Source organism: Mycolicibacterium elephantis DSM 44368, from assembly GCF_004014805.1.
GTDB lineage: Bacteria > Actinomycetota > Actinomycetes > Mycobacteriales > Mycobacteriaceae > Mycobacterium > Mycobacterium elephantis.
Genome location: NZ_ATDN01000020.1, coordinates 1 through 16,633, shown reverse-complemented (window position 1 = coordinate 16,633; position 16,633 = coordinate 1). Strand labels below are relative to the sequence as shown.

Sequence of the window (16,633 nt, the reverse complement as noted above, 5' to 3'; positions counted from 1 at the left end):
CGGTCGCGACCGAGTTGATGGGGGTGAACGCGGCCAGCGAGGTCGAGGTCAGCCAGCGCGTGCTGGCCGACCTCGTTCAGTACTTCGGGGTCGACGTCAGCTTCCTGCGGCGCAACGATCATCAGATCCGGGCGTCGGTGTTGGTCGCGGAGTGGCCGGTACGGCCGGGCATTCCCGACCCGGACCCGTTGGCGGTGGTGCATTTCGACGATGCCGACCCGGTGTTCGCGCTCGCGGAACATCAGAAGGAACCGATCGTCTTTCGCCCCGAACCCGCCACCGACGAGTACCAGCACACGATCAACGAGGGCAGGCATGTGCCGGCCACCTCGATGGCATGTGTGCCACTGCTCTCCGGGGACATCACCTCCGGGGTCCTCGGTTTCGTCAAGTTCGGCGACCGCGATTGGACGTCGGAGGAGCTCAACGCGCTCAAGGCGATCGCATCACTGTTCGCGCAGGTGCAGGCCCGTATCGACGCTGAGGGCCAGCTTCGCTACCTGGCCGAACACGACGACTTGACGGGGCTGTTCAACCGCCGTGCGCTGTTGACGCGCCTGGACGCCCGGCTACAGGAGGGCCGGCCCGGGCCGGTCGCGGTGTTGTTCTTCGACCTGGACCGGCTGAAGGCGATCAACGACTACCTCGGCCACACCGCGGGTGACTGGTTCATCCGGACTTTGGCCGAGCGACTCAAGGAATGCGCCGACGGACCGAATATGATCGCGCGGCTCGGCGGTGACGAGTTCGTCGTGGTCCCGGCCAAACCGATGGAGGTCACCACCGCGGAGGCATTGGCTCACGAGCTGAAGCTCGCGCTGCATGAACGCGTGGCGGTCGACGGCGAGATGCTGACCCGCACAGTGAGTATCGGTGTGGCGGTGGGTGTTCCGGGTCGCGACACCACCTCAGACCTGCTCGGACGCGCCGACCAGGCAGTGCTCACCGCCAAGAACGCGGGCGGCAATCAGGTGGCGGTGTTCTCCGATGAGATGTCGCTGGACAGCGAATTCCGCAATGACATCGAGCTTCACCTGCAGAGCCAGATCGAGGGCGGCGCATTGGTTCTGCATTACCTGCCCGAGGTGGACATGCGCAACGGTGAGATCCTCGCCGCCGAGGCGTTGGTCCGCTGGCAGCATCCGACCCGCGGCTTGCTCGCACCCGATGCGTTCATCGGCGTCGCCGAATCGATCAACCTCGCGGGTGAGCTCGGGCGCTGGGTGATGCACGCTGCCTGTGCCGAGTTCTCCCGCTGGCGGGCCAGCGGTGTGGCGCAGAACGCGCTGCTGCGGATCAACGTGTCACCGGTGCAGTTGGTCACCGACGGGTTCGCCGAATCGGTGGCCGACATCCTCGACGAGTTCGGCCTCGACGGTTCATCCGTATGTCTGGAGATCACCGAAAGCGTTGTGGTGCAAGACATCGAAACCACCCGCATCACCTTGGCCGCACTCAAGGACGTCGGGGTGAAGCTCGCCATTGACGATTTCGGCACCGGTTACAGCGTGCTGACGCACCTCAAATCCCTGCCCGTCGACACGCTCAAGATCGACAGAAGCTTCGTGCGCGACCTGGGAGTCGACCGGGGCGATCTGGCGATCGTGCGGGCCATCATCGCGCTTGCCGAGGCATTCGGTCTCGAGTTGGTCGCCGAGGGAGTCGAGACCGACACCGCGGCGACGACGCTTTTGCGGCACGGGTGTCACCGCGCTCAGGGCTTCTTGTTGTCGCGCCCGCTGCCGGGTCAGGAGATGGCGTCGCTACTGGCCAAAGGGCGGATGCCCGTGCACTTTTCCGCAGCGCCACTGGGGTGAGCGGTCGTGCGTGGTGTGCAGGCTGTGGGGCAGCCTGTGGTTAGCCGTCCGGCAGGTAGGTGGGAGCGGCGGGCCGACGGGCTCAGACGTCAGCAGCTCGACCCGGCCGAACCGGCTCGCATGCTTGCTGACCAGGCAGACCCGCAGCGGGGTATCGCCGAGCGGTAGCCGGTCCGCCGCGGTCGAGCCGAGTTGGGCGGCGTCGGCGGCGATCGTGACCCCGTGTCGGGCACGCACCGCCAGCTGACCCTGCGGCGTCGTGAACACCGCGCCCACGACGGCGCCTTCCTCGAACACGATGCGGTTCAGCACGCTCTCGGCGTGCACCGTGATGCCCCGGTCGCGCGCCTGCGCCTGCAGCCAGTCGTGCACGGAAGCGTCGACATCGCCTGGTCTGGGTGTCATCGATCCGATCTCGGCGACGGCGATCATGTCGCCGTCGCCGGCCTGCACCGTGCTCGAGTGCCAGTCCGACACCCGGGAGTGCAGATAGCCGTACGGCGATGCCAGGCAACGCGCGGCCCAGTCTCCGAGCCGGGCGCCGACGAACGGGGCGACGGTGCGCCCGGACCGTGCCGCAGGGGGCTCGGACACGACCCGGACCGGCAGATCGAGGTCGCGGACAGAACTTGGCAGCGGCCCGAGGTCCGACGACACCGCGGCGAGGTAGTCGTTCGTCTCGGCGTCGGATACGCCGAGGCCCAGCCAGGAAGAGATCCGCTGGCCGGCCGAACCTACCGCCCGATCGTCTGCGGTGAAACCGACAGCGGACGCGGCGACGAAGACGTCACCACCCATGTCGGCCACCGCGATGGCGCTGGCCAGCCCCGCGGTTCCGGAGCCGGTGCACACCAGGTCAACTTCTTCATCCCAATTCACCGTTAACTACCTCAGTATTGCTCTGGAGGCTGGCGTTGACCTCGACACCAGCAACGGCCGTAGCCGATGGGCGAACAAAACGGATACGGATTGCGGACCACGACAATCCGCCACGGCCACCGAACCAAACTTGAAAAGTTTGCCGGCGTGAGAAGCGGCAACTAAAGACATATTCCACGCTGATTTGCTCGGCGGAAGCTCAAGCGGCCGTGGCGACCGCACAACGGCCCCGCCGCGCACTGCACGCCAATGTGCAGGTCGGCGCGGACCGCAAGTCATCACAGGGAGTACTTTACATACCTTTCGGCTGTTATGGGGGGACATGCATGACTTAGAGTCTTTAGCAACGGATGGCGCAGAATGGGCTGCGGACAGCCCGGTCGGGAGGGAGTTTTGCAGCGTGGCCGTATGCAGCCACTTCATCCGGATGCCCCCTGTCACTCCCATGTCGGGGATGAAAGAATTGTGCGGTTGAGTAATTTACGGCAAAGAATATTAATCGGCGGACGGCGCTACCCACGTGACTGAACAAGTCGACCGACGCTCGGACGGCACCCGGCTGCAGATCGTGCACGCCGCGGCCAGGCTCTTCGCCGAGCGGCCCTACAGCAGGGTCAGCCTCGACGACATCCTCGCCGACGCATCGGTGACCAAGGGCGCGATGTACTTCCACTTCCGCTCCAAACACGCCTTGGCGACGGCGATCGTCGAGCACCGTTCCGCGGAGGCCAAGTCGGCGGTCACCGAAGTGCTGGCGCGACGACTCTCCGGCCTGGAGACACTCGTCGACATCTGCTTTTTGGTGGCCACCGACGACATCGGTGATCACCTGGCCCGAGCCGGACTCAACCTGCTCGAATCGGTCGGACGGACCGACGGCCTGCAATCTCGTGTACTCACCGAGTGGGTCGACGCGTTCGCGGAAACCATCAAGAAAGCCGTCGGTGAGGGCGATGTCCGCAAGGACGTCGATCCGACGGGCGTCGCGCGGCTGTTGGTGTCGATGTATTTGGGCTTGCGACAGACCAGCGACTTGGCCGAACCCGAACGATTCCTGCGCGACCTCGAGGCGGTATGGACCCTGGCGGTTCCGGGCTTCGTCGCCGACGACCGCAAGGGGTACGTCATCGAGTTCATCAAGAGGCGAACCGCCATCGCCATCAGGAAGGCCAAGCCGCTGCCGGGATAATCTATGATTTGCGCCAGGCCAACGCCCCCGGTCGGCCGACGGACTCTCCGGAGGTACCCGAACCATGGTTCGCCAAGCCCGGTCTGAAGCCACACGGCGGCGAATCATCAACTCGGCGGTACACCTGTTCAACGAGATCGGTTATGACGCCACCGGATTGGGCGACATCATCGAGCATGCCGAGATGACCAAGGGTGCGCTGTACTACCACTTCGACTCAAAACAGTCGCTGGCCAACGCGATCATCGAAGAGGGAAACGCGAAGCTGCTGCACGCGTTCAACAGCATCAGCGAATCGTCGGCACCGGCGCTGGAACGCATCATCCACGGCGTATTCATCACCGTTGATCTGCTCAGCACCGACACGGTGGCCCGCAGCGGGCTTCACCTGCTCCAGGCCCTTGGCGAGTTCAGCAACGTCGCGGCGCAGCAATACGGCGCTTGGATCCGCAACATGACCTCGGGTGTCCGCGAAGCGATCGGGGAAGGTGACCTGCGGCCGGATCTCGACGCGCGGGCGGTCGGTGAGACGCTGGTCGGCGCGGTGCTGGGCATCGAAGTGCTCTCGAACGCAATGTCTTCGGGCACCGACGTGCCAGACCGCCTGATCTGGATGTGGGAACTGCTGCTGCCCGCGATCGTCACCGACGAATCGCTGCCCTATTTCCGCGAGTTCCTGGCCAGGCAGTCGATGCGCCATGCCGGATCCGGCTAGCGGCTACAGTTCCTCGTCCCACAGCCGTTCGGTGAGGTCCTGGAACGTGGCCAGCGCCACCGGGTCGTCACCGCGCAGCAGCGCCGACTTGCTCATCCTCGCCCGCACGATCGAGCTGTCCTGATGCATCAGTTCGACGACGAGGTTGGCGTGGGCCCGTACCAGCGACACCGCCGACTCGTCCGCCGGCATGGTGTGGAAGACGTCGCGAAACTTCAGCTCCATGACCGCCTCAGGGGTGTGCCCCAGCATCTCGCCGAACGCCGGGTTGGCGAACAGGATGTCTCCGTCCTCGGCGATGGCCAGCACCGGCACCGGCAGCCGCTCGAGGACCACGAGGGCGGGCAGCTCCCTCAACAGAGCCATGGGTGATTGTCCGTCCTGGCCGCCTCGACGCCTTTCCATGACCTCGATTATTACGGGTACCGCAAACACCGTCACCCACGATCCGTGATGATCACCCGCGTTCACCCCACCTAATTAACTAGGTTTACCCTGTGAGGGCGCTCTGCAGACAGGGGATCGACGATGGACCTCACTTGGTCAGATGCCGATATCGCCTTTCGCGATGAGGTGCGGGCATTTCTGGCAGACAAGCTGACGCCGGAGCTACGCCGCGCAGGCCGGTTGATGACCAGCGTCTATGCCGATCACGACGCGAGCATGGAGTGGCAGCGGATCCTGCACGAGCGGGGTTGGGCCGCGCCGGCATGGCCGGTCGCCTACGGCGGCTGCGACTGGAGCCTCACCCAGCACTACATCTTCAGCCGGGAATCCACCCTGGCCGGTGCGCCGTCGCTGTCGCCGATGGGCATCCGGATGGTGGCCCACGCGTTGATCGCCTTCGGCACCGACGAGCAGAAGGACTATTTTCTGCCCAGGATCCTGACCGGCGAGGTGTTCTTCTGTCAGGGCTACTCCGAACCCGAGGCGGGCTCGGATCTGGCGGCGCTGTCGATGGCGGCCGTCGTCGACGAAGCGGCCGGTGAGCTGGTCTGCACGGGCAGCAAGATCTGGACCACCCATGCGCGGGAGGCCAACTGGATGTTCGCGTTGGTGCGCACGACGAAGGCCCAGAAGAAGCAGCAGGGCATCACGTTCGTGCTCATCGACATGACCTCGCCGGGCATCCAGATCCGTCCGCTGGTGATGACGTCCGGCGAAGAGGTGCAGAACCAGGTCTTCTTCGACGAGGTGCGGGTCCCGATGAAGAACGTGGTCGGCAAGATCGACGATGGCTGGACGGTCGCCAAGTATCTGCTGGAGTTCGAACGCGGCGGCGGCGCCTCCTCTCCCGCCCTGCAGGTGATGGCCGACGAGATCGCCGCCGTCGCCGCCGAACAACCGGCGCCGGGCGGCGGCAAGCTGATCGACGACCCCGCGTTCGCCCGCAAGCTCGCCGACGCGCGGATCCGTACCGAGGTGCTGGAGATCCTCGAATACCGGGTGCTGGCGACCGTGGCCGAAGGCAAGAACCCCGGTACGGCGTCGTCGATGCTCAAAGTGCTCGCGACCGAACTGAGCCAGGCCATCACCGAACTCGCGATGGAGGCGGCCGGCCCCCGCGGCCGCGTGTACCAACCCCACGGCACCTGCCCGGGCGGGCCGGTGTCGGAGTTCGAGCCGCCACCGGACGGCTATCTCAGCGGTGAACCATGGCAAGCCGTCGCGCCGCTGCGCTACTTCAACGATCGGGCGGGCTCGATCTACGCGGGCAGCAACGAGATTCAGCGCAACATTCTGGCCAAAGCGGCCCTCGGACTGTGACGAAGGGCGTGGTATGGACTTCAAGCTGAGCAAGGAACAGGAACTTCTGCGCGACGGCCTGGTCAAGTTCCTCGCGACGCGGTACGACCTCGAGACGAGCCGAGCCGCGGCCAAGACCGGGGCCGGGTGGCAGCCGGAGATCTGGTCCGGCTTCGCCGACGAACTGGGTATCTTGGGCGCCGCGCTGCCCGAGGAGGTCGGCGGCAGCGGTGGCGGACCGGTGGAGATGATGGTCATCGCCGAGGCGCTGGGACAGGCGCTGGTGATCGAGCCGTACGTCGACACGGTCGTGGTGGCCGGCGGGCTGTTGCGGCGTGCGGGCGGGCCGGTGGCTACCTCGCTGCTCGAGCGCATCGTCGCGGGCACGGCCGTCGTGGCGCTGGCAGCGACCGAGGCCGCATCCGGCGACAACTGGACGCAGGTGGCGACGGTCGCCGAACGCGACGGTGACGGCTGGGTGGTGCGCGGCGCGAAGATCGTCGCCGCCAGCGCGCCGCTGGCGTCACATCTTCTGCTCACCGCACGCACCGACAACGGAATCTCGCTGTTCGTCGTCGATCTCGCGGATGCCGCCACGGGCCTGCAGGCCCATCACTATCGCACCGTCGACGATCGTCGCGCGTCCGATCTGGTCGTCGACGGTCTACGACTGCCGGGCTCCGCGCTTCTCGGCGAGGAGGGCGCAGCAGGGCCGTCGCTGGAGCAGGCCCGCGACGAGGGTGCCGCCGCGATATGTGCCGAAGCGGTGGGATGTATGCGAAAGGTGTTGGACGACACCGTCGAATACGCCAAGCAACGTCAGCAGTTCGGGCAGCCGATCGGCAGTTTCCAGGTGTTGCAGCACCGAATGGTCGACATGTACATGGAACTCGAGCAGTCGGTGTCGGCCGCTTATCTGGCGATCCTCAACCTCGAAGCCGAGCCGGCTGTGCGGGCGCGGGCGGTGTCGGCGGCCAAGGCCACCGTCGGCCGGGCCGCCCGGTTCATCGGTCAGCAGGCGGTGCAGTTGCACGGCGGGATGGGCATGACCGAGGAGCTGGCGATCGGGCACTACTTCAAACGGCTGACCGCGCTGCAGTACGAGTTCGGCTCGACCGATCACCATGTGACCCGCTACGCCACGCTGACGCGCGCCTGACTGTTTTTCGTTTTTCGCCCAAAGGGACAAAGGGGTGGAAAAGCCCAGGTGCGACGCGCCAAAACGTCGAACAGCTAGGCCCGTAGCTGCTGATCGATGTAGGCGGTCACGACATCGGTCAGCGCCCGCAACTCACGACTGACGTCGATCGGCTCCGACACCGTCATCCTCGCCACCATCGCACCCATCAGCGCCGTCCAGATCAGGTTGCCGACCGCATCGGCGTGCGCGGCGTCGAGACCTTCGGCGACATAACGGCCCAACCTGGTCAGCGTCGAGAACAACTCCCCGAGATGACGTTGCTGCGCAGCGGTGCGCCCGGTCCGGGTCGCGATCAGAATCTCAAGGGCAGCAACCGATGTCGGGCTCAGAAACGCATCGGCGACCGCGTTGATCACCAGCTCGGTGCGCTCCCGGCCGACGTGCGCGCCGAGCCGGGGTTGCAGTTCGCCGAGGCAGGCCCGCAGCTGAGCGAAGCCCTCGTCGACGACCGCCATCAGCAGTCCGTCGCGGTCGCCGAAGTGGTACTGGACGACCCCCCACGTCACACCGGCACGCTCGGTGATGTGCTTGGCGCTCGCCGCGCCGAAACCCTCGTCGAGCACACACCGGACGGTCTCGGCGATGACCGTCGCGCGGGTGCGGTCCGCGCGCTCCTGCTTGCCGTTGGCGGGACGGCGCGGGGCGACGTTGCGCGTCATGGCCGAGCGTGGCCCGCGGCTACTTCTTGAAACGCCCGGCGAACCCGCGCAGCGGCACGTCGGCGCTGGTGAGAATTCCCGGCGGCGCGGCGACGACCGACCGGATCGCATGCAGCGCAGGCATTCCGGTCACGGTCATCCCGATCGACGCGAAGGACCCCGGATCCGAAAGGTCCACACCGGGTTTCGGGAAGATCATGTGCTTGTTGTAGATGCACGGATCACCCTTGATGTGGGTGATGTAGCAACCCTGGATATCCCAATGCGGGTCGGTGTGCGGGGTCATCTGCCACTCCAGGTGAGTCTCGACCCGAGGCACCCCGTCCACCATGCCCTGGTACTTGATGTAGCTGCCGCCCAGCGAGCCCTTCGGCAGCTGGTACCAACCGAGGTCGACATCCTTTGTGCAGGCGCCCAGTTCGTAGCTGAAGGTCACCTCGTCGAGATCGATGTCGAAGCAGTCGGCCATCATCAGCACACTGTCGGCGAAGACACGGGTGTACTTCTCGAGCATGCCCGGGATCTCCGGATCGTCGACCGGCCTGCCGTAACCGACCTCGACCCAGGTGTCCTTGGAGTGATGACACGACACGTCGACGGACTCGATCGTGGTGACATTCTCGATCTCGGCGACGTCGGCCGAACACACCACGCCCAGAATCTGGTTCACGCCGGGGTTCATTCCGGTGCCGTAGAACGTCGCGCCGCCCTTCTCACACGCCGCCTGCAGCAGTTGCGACACCGGCTTACCCGACGGATGCGGGTGATTGGTGTCCCGGTGCCAGCCGGTGATCCAGTCCGCGGTGGTGACGATGTTGATGCCGGCCTCCAGCACCTTGACGTACAGGTCCTCGTCGGGAAACACCCCGTGGAAGGTCAACACGTCGGGCTTGGCCGCGATGATCTCCTCGACCGTGCCGGTGGCCGTCACCCCGACCGGGTCGATGCCGACGATCTCGCCTGCATCGCGACCGATCTTTTCGGGTGTGTAGCAATGTAATCCGACGAGCTCCAGATCGGGGTGCTGCCCGATCCGCTTAATCATCTCGGTGCCCAGGTTGCCGGTCGCGACCTGGAAGACACGAATCGGGCGTGCGCTCATGCGGGACAGCCTTTCTCGAAGTGACGTGATCGCAGCTCGGCGGCCGAACCGCCGAGCCCGTCGGGGTAGAACTGGGTGGCCCACTTGCGGATCGCGGTGAATCCCTCGTACTCGGAGCCGGCCAGTGCGGGCGGATCGGAATACCGTTGGTGCGACCAGATGTGAATGTCCTGGGTGAACTGCCGGATGACTTCCTCGCCGAACTGCCGAGCCTTCGCCGCCGCCCGCTCCGGGTCCTTGACGGCATTCTTCGGGCGGCCGATGTAGACCGTGAAGCGCACATCGGAGCTGCGCTCGTCGACGGGGGTGACCGCCGAGATGGTCCGGTTGTCCACCATGCCCCAGCTCTTGGTGACGGCGATGCCCAGCCCGCCGTTGATCGCCTCGACCCCGCTCTTGACGTCGTCGATCGACTGGTTCTCGTCGCCCTCGAACGTGATGGTGAAGTCGACAAACGACACCGGCTGGTCGAAATCGTGGCGGGTGAACACCGGCACGATCGGCGTCTGGTGCACGTACTTGAAATGCGCGAAGTCGACACCGTTTTCCAGGACGTACTGCGGATGCAGTTCCAGGCCCTCCCGAAACAGCGTCATCTGCGGGTAGTAGTCGTCGGCGCTGCTGCCGTCGGCGAAGCTGGCGAATACGTCCGGTGCGTCGAAATATGGTGGGCGGCCGTCGATGTCGTGCCAGATGTAGATCGACTCATTGCGCTCGACGACGGGGTAGCTGCGGATGCGCTTGCCCCGGTTCGGTCGGCTCTCGTACGGGATGCAGACGTTGCGTCCCTCCTTGTTCCACTGCCAACCGTGGAACGGGCACTGGATGACGTCGCCCTCCACATGGCCCCCGTAGCCCAGGTGGGCACCCAGGTGCTCGCAGTAGGCGTCCATCACTACAGCCTCATCGGAGGCGGTGCGCCAGCAGATCATCTCGCGGTCGAAGTACTTCATCCGCCGGACCTCGCCCGGCTGAACCTCGGCCGACCAGGCGACCTGAAACCACCCGGTCGGTTTCATCGACAACGGCGGCTTGGCCATCGGCGTCCTCTCGTCGACACGGCCGGACGGCAAAATGATAGAGCACTCAATGATAAAAATGCCAGTTGGTTGGCCAACACCGACGCCCGGCCGGACAGAATGACCCCGTGGCCAATCGCATCCAGACCCTGCTCGGTGTCGACTATCCCGTCGTCCAGGCGCCGATGACCTACATCGCCCGCGCCGAACTCGCCGCGGCCGTCTCGGACGCCGGCGGGCTCGGCATGATCGAAACGCTCACTCCCGAAGGGCGCACCGACCTGTTGCGCGTGCGCGACCTCACCGACAAGCCGGTCGCGGCGAACCTCATGATCCAGGGCTGGAAATCCGATCCGTCGATCGTCGACACGCTGGCCGCGGCCGGGGTGCGCCACGTCTTCACCTCGGCGGGTCACCCGGGCTTGTTCACCGCGCGGCTGCACGACGCCGGGATGACGGTCGCGCACGTGGTGGGATCGCTGAAGGGCGCGCTGAAAGCCGTCGACGCGGGAGTCGACGCGTTGGTGGTCGAAGGCGTGGAGGGCGGCGGGTTCAAGTCTCTGTTGGGAGCGTCGACGGTGGTCCTGCTGCCGCTGATCGCCGATCACGTCGACTTGCCGATCATCGCGGCGGGCGGCATGTGTGACGCACGGTCGGCCGCAGCCGCACTGGTGTTGGGCGCCGAGGGTGTTCAGATGGGCACGCGGATGCTGGCCAGCCTGGAGTCCGCGGTGCACGCCAATTTCAAGAACGCGATCGTCGAGGCCGACGACTCGGGCACCGTGCTTCTCGCCGTTCCGGGCAACCCGACGATGCGGGTCCTGCGCACCGGTATGGCCACGCGGGATGCCGCCGACGCCGGACTTCTCGGCGAGGTCACCCGGCTCTATTTCGACGGCGACATGGAAGCCAGCGTCGCCAACACCGGGCAGGTGTCGTCGCGCATCGCCGAGCTGCTACCGGTGGCAGATATCGTGCAGCGGACGTGGAAGGAGATCGAAACGGCCTTGGCTGCCGCGCGATCCCGCACGGGGATGTGACGGCGCCGACGGACGGCTCCGAACGCTAGGCGACTTCCTCCAGCGTGCGCACGACACCCGCCGACTGGGGGCAGACCGCGCGCTTGGTCCGCGGACCCCGGGCCCGCTGGCGCAATGTGATGAACGAGCCCGAGCGGACGACGCCCACCGGCCCTGAACCGGCGAAGCGTGCGATGCCGCTTGCCCGCATTACGAACGCCGCCTTGGCCTGGCGGTAACCCAGCCGGATGCCCGCAGCGACGATGACCAACAGACCGGCGACGCCCGGCAGCGCCAACGCGGCCAGCGCGGTCAACGAGGCAGGCACCAGAACCGCGCTGACGACGTGGTCGAGGAACCACTTCGCGGCTGGCGGCTTGGCCGCCTCGGATGCCGCCGGCACCGTCCCCGCTACCGAGAGGGGCTTGTTCAACCCGCTGCTGACGACGGTTCCGAGCGCGGCGCGCGGGGTCATGGTGCCGAACAGCGGCGCACCGGCGGGTGCGAGATACGGCACCTGCGCCATCTGGGGACCGAACAACGGGGCCTCGCCGGCGGGCACCGGTGTCGGCCGTTCAGACGTGACGGGCCCGGCGAACACCGGCGGCGTCACCGGCGGCACGGTGACCATCAAGGCGTACAGGTTCCGGGGCACGTAAACGATCGGAACAACGGCCTCGACGACCGTGCTGAGCATGTACTGCATCGAGGTGATGACGTCAGTGATCGGGGTCTTCGACGTCGGCAGCGCCGCCAAGGTGCGCGGCACCGTCTCCATCACCTGCACCACGGTGGTGAAAGCGTTGGTGATCGGCTCGATCGCCTTCAGGAACTGTGTGGAGTAATAAGGCGAGAACCTGTCAGGCACACCCTCCGGTGCGGGCGGGGTGCGGGTCAGCGCGGACTGCAGGCTGGATCGCCAGCTGGGTTTCGGCGACGCCGACGCGGGCGCCGTCGGCTCGGGCGAGCCGGCCGCCGGTGTCGTCGAGGCCGCTGCCGGCGTGGTGTCGGCGGCGCCATCCGGGTCGGCCGCGGGCAGGATCGTGACCTCGGAGTCCTCGGCCGTGGTGTTCTCGTCCACGTCCGAGACACCGGCTGCGGCATCGTCCTCGTCGTCCGTGACGAGATCGGTCGACGCGGGTTCTTCGGCCTCCCCGGTGGTCGCCGTGTCGTCCTCAGCGAAAGGCGTGGCGCCCACCCGCACGATGCCCGTGGTGAACTTCGGCGTGCGGATGCCGAAACCAGCGGTCAATTTGTTCGACGGCTTGCTCGACGACTCCTGACCCTGGTCTGTGCCCGTCGTGCCCTGGCTTGATGTCGATGAACCACCCGTGTCGGAGTCCGCCGCGGCAACCGCGCCGGCACTGCCGATGAACAGGCCAAGTGCGAGCGTGCACACGCCCGCCGAGATGCGCAAAACTGACGTAGGGATGATCGCCTCCGTCCAGCAAGCCCCCGCCCGCGAATAGTCGCTGGCCATTGTCGCACAGAGTGGTGGTCAACTGCACCAAACCGCTGCGAAATCGGCGCGACACGGTGGCTCCCCGTCCCTCACAGACGGTTGCTGATCCCATTTCGCGATTCGGCTATTCGGCCGCAATTCTTCGAACGCTGACGTTTGCGGGATGCATCGGCAATTTACTCCGCGTTTGCTTGTTTCCATTGAAATGCACGGAACGTAAAGGCGGCGTCGGAGGTTGCCAGTGCCTTGGGTGTGCTGGTCCGATTTACGCAATATTGAATCTCTGCTTGTTTGCGTCTTCGCCGGGGGCGACGATGTGACCGTGCCGCGCACGAGACGTGTCGTTGTTCTGGGAGCGGGGTTCGCAGGCCTGTGGGCGGCGCTGGGAGCCGCGCGCCGGCTTGATGAACTCGGGACGCCCCCGGATGCCGTCGAGGTCATTTCCGTCAGCGCGCAGCCGTTCCACGACATCCGGGTCCGCAATTACGAGGCCGATCTGAGCCCCTCCCGGATCCCGCTGCACAAGCTGCTCGAACCCGCCGGCGTCGGCCACGTCACGGCTGAGGTGACGGGAATCGACGCGTCGACGGCGACGGTGCGCCTCGCGGGCGGTGCGACGCTGGACTACGACCGGCTCGTGATGGCGCTGGGCAGCACGGTGGTCAAACCGGACCTGCCGGGGCTGGCCGAATTCGGCTACGACGTCGACACCTACGACGGCGCGACCAAGCTTCACACCCACATCCGGCACCTGGCCCGGCACCGGTCCGATCCGGCAGCGGCGACGGCGGTGGTCGTCGGCGCCGGCCTCACCGGCATCGAGATCGCCAGCGAGCTGCCGTCGATGCTGTCCGAGGCGCTCGGCCCGGCCGTCACACCACGGGTGATCCTCGTCGACCGCAACCCGCACATCGGCTCGGACATGGGCGAGTCGGCCCGCCCGGTCATCGAAGATGCCATGGCGCACAACAACATCGAGACCATCACGGGTGTGGGCGTCAGCGCCGTCGACGGCCACGGTGTGACGCTGTCGACGGGCGAGGCCATTCCCGCGGCCACCGTGGTGTGGTGCGCCGGGATGCGCGCGAACCCGCTGACCGCACAACTCGGTGTGCCCTGCGACAGGCTGGGCCGCCTACCCGTTGACGACTATCTCCGCGTCAAGGGCGTGCCGGGGGTGTTCGCCGCCGGTGATGTGGCGGCGGCGAGGATGGACGACGAGCACCTCTCGGTGATGTCGTGTCAGCACGGCCGGCCGATGGGCCGCTATGCGGGCCACAACGTGATCGGCGACCTGCTGGGCGCACCCCTCCTGCCGCTGCGGATCCCTTGGTACGTAACGGTTCTCGATCTAGGGCCCGCCGGCGCGGTCTACACCGAAGGCTGGGACCGCCAAGTGGTCAGCACCGGCGCGGACGCCAAGGCGACCAAGATGACCATCAACCGTCAGCGCATCTATCCTCCGCTCACCGGCGATCGCGCCGCGCTGCTCGCGGCGGCGGCCCCGCAAGTGCAGGCCGCCCCGGCATACGGGCACTAGGGTCTGCCGTTGCGCTCGCGATGCTTGCAGCCCGGCCAGCAGCACGGCCGACGCATCCCCTCTTCCAGTTCCTCCTGGGTGCGACGGATGCGCCGCTCACGGGTCGCCGCCTGCTTGGCGTCCTCAACCCAGCAGATGAACTCGTTGCGCGCCAGCGGCGTGATGTCCTTCCATGCAGCCAATGCCTTCTCGTTGGAGACCAACGCCGACCGCAGATCCGCGGGTAGCTTATGGACCACCCCGCCGGGTACTCGCTGACTACTCACGGCGGCCACGATAATCCAGCCTCCTTGCCGAACGTGTGTCGTGAAGCCAATTGCTCAGTGCGGCGCCTATTCTCGGCGCATGCTCGAGTCTATCGAGGACCTCGTGGTCATCCACACCGACGGCGGCTGCCGGCCCAACCCAGGACCGGGCGGCTGGGGGGCGGTGTTGCGGCACCGGCACCACGTCCGCGAGATGTACGGCGGTGAACCCGCTCAAACCAGTAACAACCGGATGGAGCTGATGGCGCCGATCATGGCGTTGGAGGCTCTCACCCGACCGGTGGTGGTCCATCTACACACCGACAGCACCTACGTCCGAAACGGCATCACGAAGTGGGTGCTCGGCTGGCAGCGCAACGGCTGGATGACGGCGGCCAAACAGCCGGTGAAGAACGTCGACCTCTGGCAGCGGCTGCACGAGGCGTGCGCCCGCCACCGGGTCGAATGGTTCTGGGTGAAGGGGCACGCGGGTGTCGCCGACAACGAACTGGCCGATGCGCTGGCGACCCGCGGGTTGCAAGAAGCCCTCGCCCTGCAGCAGCCGGTTGCCGGGCCTTCTGTGCGGTGATTGGCGCATTGATTGGCGCATTGATTGGCGCATCGATTGGCGCTTTGTCGCGCCGAGGCCTTATTTTCTCCGAGTGATGTCCTCCGCTGTACACGCAGTCGCTCGCTGGACCCTTCCCTTCCTGACCGTGGCCGCGGTGGCCGGCGCGGGTCTACTCGCGGACCCGGTGACGGCCGGCCCGGGCCCGCAGGCGCGGCTCGCCGCAGAGGCGAACCCGTTGGCCGGAATGCCGTTTTACGTCAACCCGCAGTCGAAGGCCAGGGTCGCCGCGGACGGCGCCAATCCGCCGAGCCCGGAACTGAACGCCATCGCCAACACACCGACGGCCTACTGGATGGATCACCTGTCCACTCCCGCGGTCGACGCGAAGTACATCGCTGACGCGCAAGCGGCAGGCGCCATGCCGATCCTGGCGCTGTACGGGATCCCCAACCGCGACTGCGGAAGCTTCGCCGCCGGCGGGTTCGGGTCCGCCGGCGCGTACCGCGGTTGGATCGACGGGGTCGCGGCCGCCATCGGGTCGGGTCCGGCCGCGGTCATCCTTGAACCCGATGCGCTCGCCATGGCCGACTGCCTGTCGGCAGACCAGCGACAGGAACGGTTCGACCTGATCCGCTACGCGGTCGACACCCTGACCCGCAACCCGGCCACCGCCGTGTATGTCGACGCCGGGCATCCGCGCTGGGTGAGCGTGGAGGACATGGCCGCCCGGCTCAACGAAGTCGGGGTGACCAAGGCGCAGGGATTCAGCCTCAACACCGCGAACTTCTTCACCACCGAGGAGTCGATCGGCTACGGCGAGGCGATCTCCGGGCTCACCAACGGCGCCCACTACGTCATCGACACGTCACGCAACGGCGCCGGCCCGACCGACGACGAGCTGTACTGGTGCAATCCGAAGGGCCGGGCGCTCGGTGTCCCGCCGACGACCCAGACCGCGAGCCCGAATGCCGACGCCTACCTGTGGATCAAACGCCCGGGTGAGTCCGACGGGTCGTGTAACCGCGGCGAACCCGCGGCGGGACGATTCGTCAACGATTACGGCATCGAGCTCGCCCGCAACGCGGGCTGGTAGGAGCGTTTAGTGGCGGGCGCCTGGTGGTCGTCGGTCTAGAAAACAGATCGAGATCGACGTAATGTCCGCCGTCGCAGTGGATTGCGTCGGCATCTCGCGCTCGTTAACAAATTCCACCCGACGGCCTGGAGTGCGCGGGCTGTTTGTCGGTTCTCGAATGTATGTTCGAAGTATGTCGGGGAGCGGGTTGCAGGCGGCGATCGCCGAACTGCGTGCGGCCTATGAACAGGTGGCCGCCTGCGATCTGAGCTTGTTGACCCGCCCCGATCTGCTGGCCGCCCTCGATGAGATCGAAACGCTGTCGTGCCGGCTGCCCACGATCAGCCAGCGCGTGCTGGCGCGGCTGCAGACCGAGACCACACCGCAGGAAATGGGC

Annotated in this window: 16 protein-coding genes and 1 pseudogene; 10 read left to right on the top strand and 7 right to left on the bottom strand. The window is 66.5% G+C overall.

The window, feature by feature from the left end:
- Nucleotides 1-17 precede the first annotated feature (17 nt).
- On the top strand, nt 18-1,817 hold the full coding sequence (locus tag MELE44368_RS14925; RefSeq protein WP_276050821.1) for a putative bifunctional diguanylate cyclase/phosphodiesterase: 1,800 nt from the start codon (nt 18-20) through the stop codon (nt 1,815-1,817).
- On the opposite strand, the gene MELE44368_RS14920 is transcribed toward MELE44368_RS14925, so the two are convergent.
- Nucleotides 1,764-2,696: an FAD-binding protein gene (locus MELE44368_RS14920; RefSeq protein WP_128109211.1), complete on the bottom strand. Its 933-nt coding sequence runs from the start codon at nt 2,694-2,696 to the stop codon at nt 1,764-1,766. The two genes, MELE44368_RS14925 and MELE44368_RS14920, sit on opposite strands and share 54 nt — an antisense overlap.
- Nucleotides 2,697-3,216: 520 nt before the next feature.
- On the opposite strand from MELE44368_RS14920, the gene MELE44368_RS14915 reads away from it, so the two are divergent.
- Both MELE44368_RS14915 and MELE44368_RS14910 read left to right on the top strand, forming a co-directional pair.
- Nucleotides 3,217-3,885, top strand: a complete 669-nt coding sequence (locus tag MELE44368_RS14915; RefSeq protein WP_128109210.1) for a TetR family transcriptional regulator — start codon at nt 3,217-3,219, stop codon at nt 3,883-3,885.
- A 64-nt stretch (nt 3,886-3,949) separates the two neighbouring features.
- Complete coding sequence (locus MELE44368_RS14910) at nt 3,950-4,600, top strand: ScbR family autoregulator-binding transcription factor (protein ID WP_128109209.1); 651 nt, start codon at nt 3,950-3,952, stop codon at nt 4,598-4,600.
- A gap of 3 nt (nt 4,601-4,603) precedes the next feature.
- Here the strand turns inward: MELE44368_RS14910 and MELE44368_RS14905 are convergent, their stop codons facing one another.
- Nucleotides 4,604-4,966 carry a PAS domain-containing protein gene (locus MELE44368_RS14905; protein ID WP_198529443.1) on the bottom strand — a complete coding sequence of 121 codons (363 nt, stop codon included), beginning with the start codon at nt 4,964-4,966 and terminating at the stop codon, nt 4,604-4,606.
- 162 nt (nt 4,967-5,128) lie between these two features.
- Here MELE44368_RS14905 and MELE44368_RS14900 point away from each other — a divergent pair, with 162 nt between their 5' ends.
- Nucleotides 5,129-6,367 (top strand): acyl-CoA dehydrogenase family protein, encoded by a 1,239-nt coding sequence (locus MELE44368_RS14900; protein WP_128109208.1) that lies wholly within the window; start codon nt 5,129-5,131, stop codon nt 6,365-6,367.
- A gap of 13 nt (nt 6,368-6,380) precedes the next feature.
- Nucleotides 6,381-7,505: an acyl-CoA dehydrogenase family protein gene (locus MELE44368_RS14895; protein WP_128109207.1), complete on the top strand. Its 1,125-nt coding sequence runs from the start codon at nt 6,381-6,383 to the stop codon at nt 7,503-7,505.
- A gap of 74 nt (nt 7,506-7,579) precedes the next feature.
- Here the strand turns inward: MELE44368_RS14895 and MELE44368_RS14890 are convergent, their stop codons facing one another.
- The 3 genes from MELE44368_RS14890 to MELE44368_RS14880 are packed head-to-tail and all read right to left on the bottom strand — an operon-like array spanning nt 7,580 to nt 10,348.
- The gene (locus MELE44368_RS14890; RefSeq protein WP_128109206.1) at nt 7,580-8,206 is read right to left on the bottom strand and encodes a TetR/AcrR family transcriptional regulator; all 627 of its coding nucleotides are present in this window, start codon (nt 8,204-8,206) and stop codon (nt 7,580-7,582) included.
- A gap of 19 nt (nt 8,207-8,225) precedes the next feature.
- Entirely contained in the window at nt 8,226-9,308 is a 1,083-nt protein-coding gene (locus tag MELE44368_RS14885) for an NAD(P)H-dependent amine dehydrogenase family protein (protein ID WP_128109205.1), read from the bottom strand.
- A complete protein-coding gene (locus MELE44368_RS14880; protein WP_128109204.1) occupies nt 9,305-10,348 on the bottom strand; it encodes an aromatic ring-hydroxylating dioxygenase subunit alpha in 1,044 nt (347 codons plus the stop codon). The genes MELE44368_RS14885 and MELE44368_RS14880 overlap by 4 nt, the downstream gene beginning before the upstream one ends.
- Before the next feature lie 107 nt (nt 10,349-10,455).
- Here MELE44368_RS14880 and MELE44368_RS14875 point away from each other — a divergent pair, with 107 nt between their 5' ends.
- Complete coding sequence (locus MELE44368_RS14875) at nt 10,456-11,367, top strand: NAD(P)H-dependent flavin oxidoreductase (protein WP_128109203.1); 912 nt, start codon at nt 10,456-10,458, stop codon at nt 11,365-11,367.
- Nucleotides 11,368-11,392: 25 nt separating this feature from the next.
- Here the strand turns inward: MELE44368_RS14875 and MELE44368_RS14870 are convergent, their stop codons facing one another.
- Nucleotides 11,393-12,745, bottom strand: a complete 1,353-nt coding sequence (locus tag MELE44368_RS14870; RefSeq protein ID WP_128109202.1) for a hypothetical protein — start codon at nt 12,743-12,745, stop codon at nt 11,393-11,395.
- Between the two features lie 385 nt (nt 12,746-13,130).
- Between MELE44368_RS14870 and MELE44368_RS14865 the strand changes: the two genes are divergently transcribed.
- Complete coding sequence (locus tag MELE44368_RS14865) at nt 13,131-14,348, top strand: NAD(P)/FAD-dependent oxidoreductase (protein ID WP_128109201.1); 1,218 nt, start codon at nt 13,131-13,133, stop codon at nt 14,346-14,348.
- On the opposite strand, the gene MELE44368_RS14860 is transcribed toward MELE44368_RS14865, so the two are convergent.
- Entirely contained in the window at nt 14,345-14,614 is a 270-nt protein-coding gene (locus MELE44368_RS14860; protein ID WP_128109200.1) for a YdeI/OmpD-associated family protein, read from the bottom strand. The genes MELE44368_RS14865 and MELE44368_RS14860 overlap by 4 nt on opposite strands.
- 91 nt (nt 14,615-14,705) lie before the next feature.
- On the opposite strand from MELE44368_RS14860, the gene rnhA reads away from it, so the two are divergent.
- The 3 genes and pseudogenes from rnhA to MELE44368_RS14845 all read left to right on the top strand — a co-directional run.
- On the top strand, nt 14,706-15,182 hold the full coding sequence (rnhA, locus tag MELE44368_RS14855; RefSeq protein WP_206613777.1) for a ribonuclease HI: 477 nt from the start codon (nt 14,706-14,708) through the stop codon (nt 15,180-15,182).
- A 76-nt stretch (nt 15,183-15,258) separates the two neighbouring features.
- Entirely contained in the window at nt 15,259-16,257 is a 999-nt protein-coding gene (locus MELE44368_RS14850; RefSeq protein ID WP_206613773.1) for a glycoside hydrolase family 6 protein, read from the top strand.
- A gap of 157 nt (nt 16,258-16,414) precedes the next feature.
- Nucleotides 16,415-16,633 (top strand): annotated as a pseudogene (locus MELE44368_RS14845) (HNH endonuclease signature motif containing protein); the annotation flags it as partial.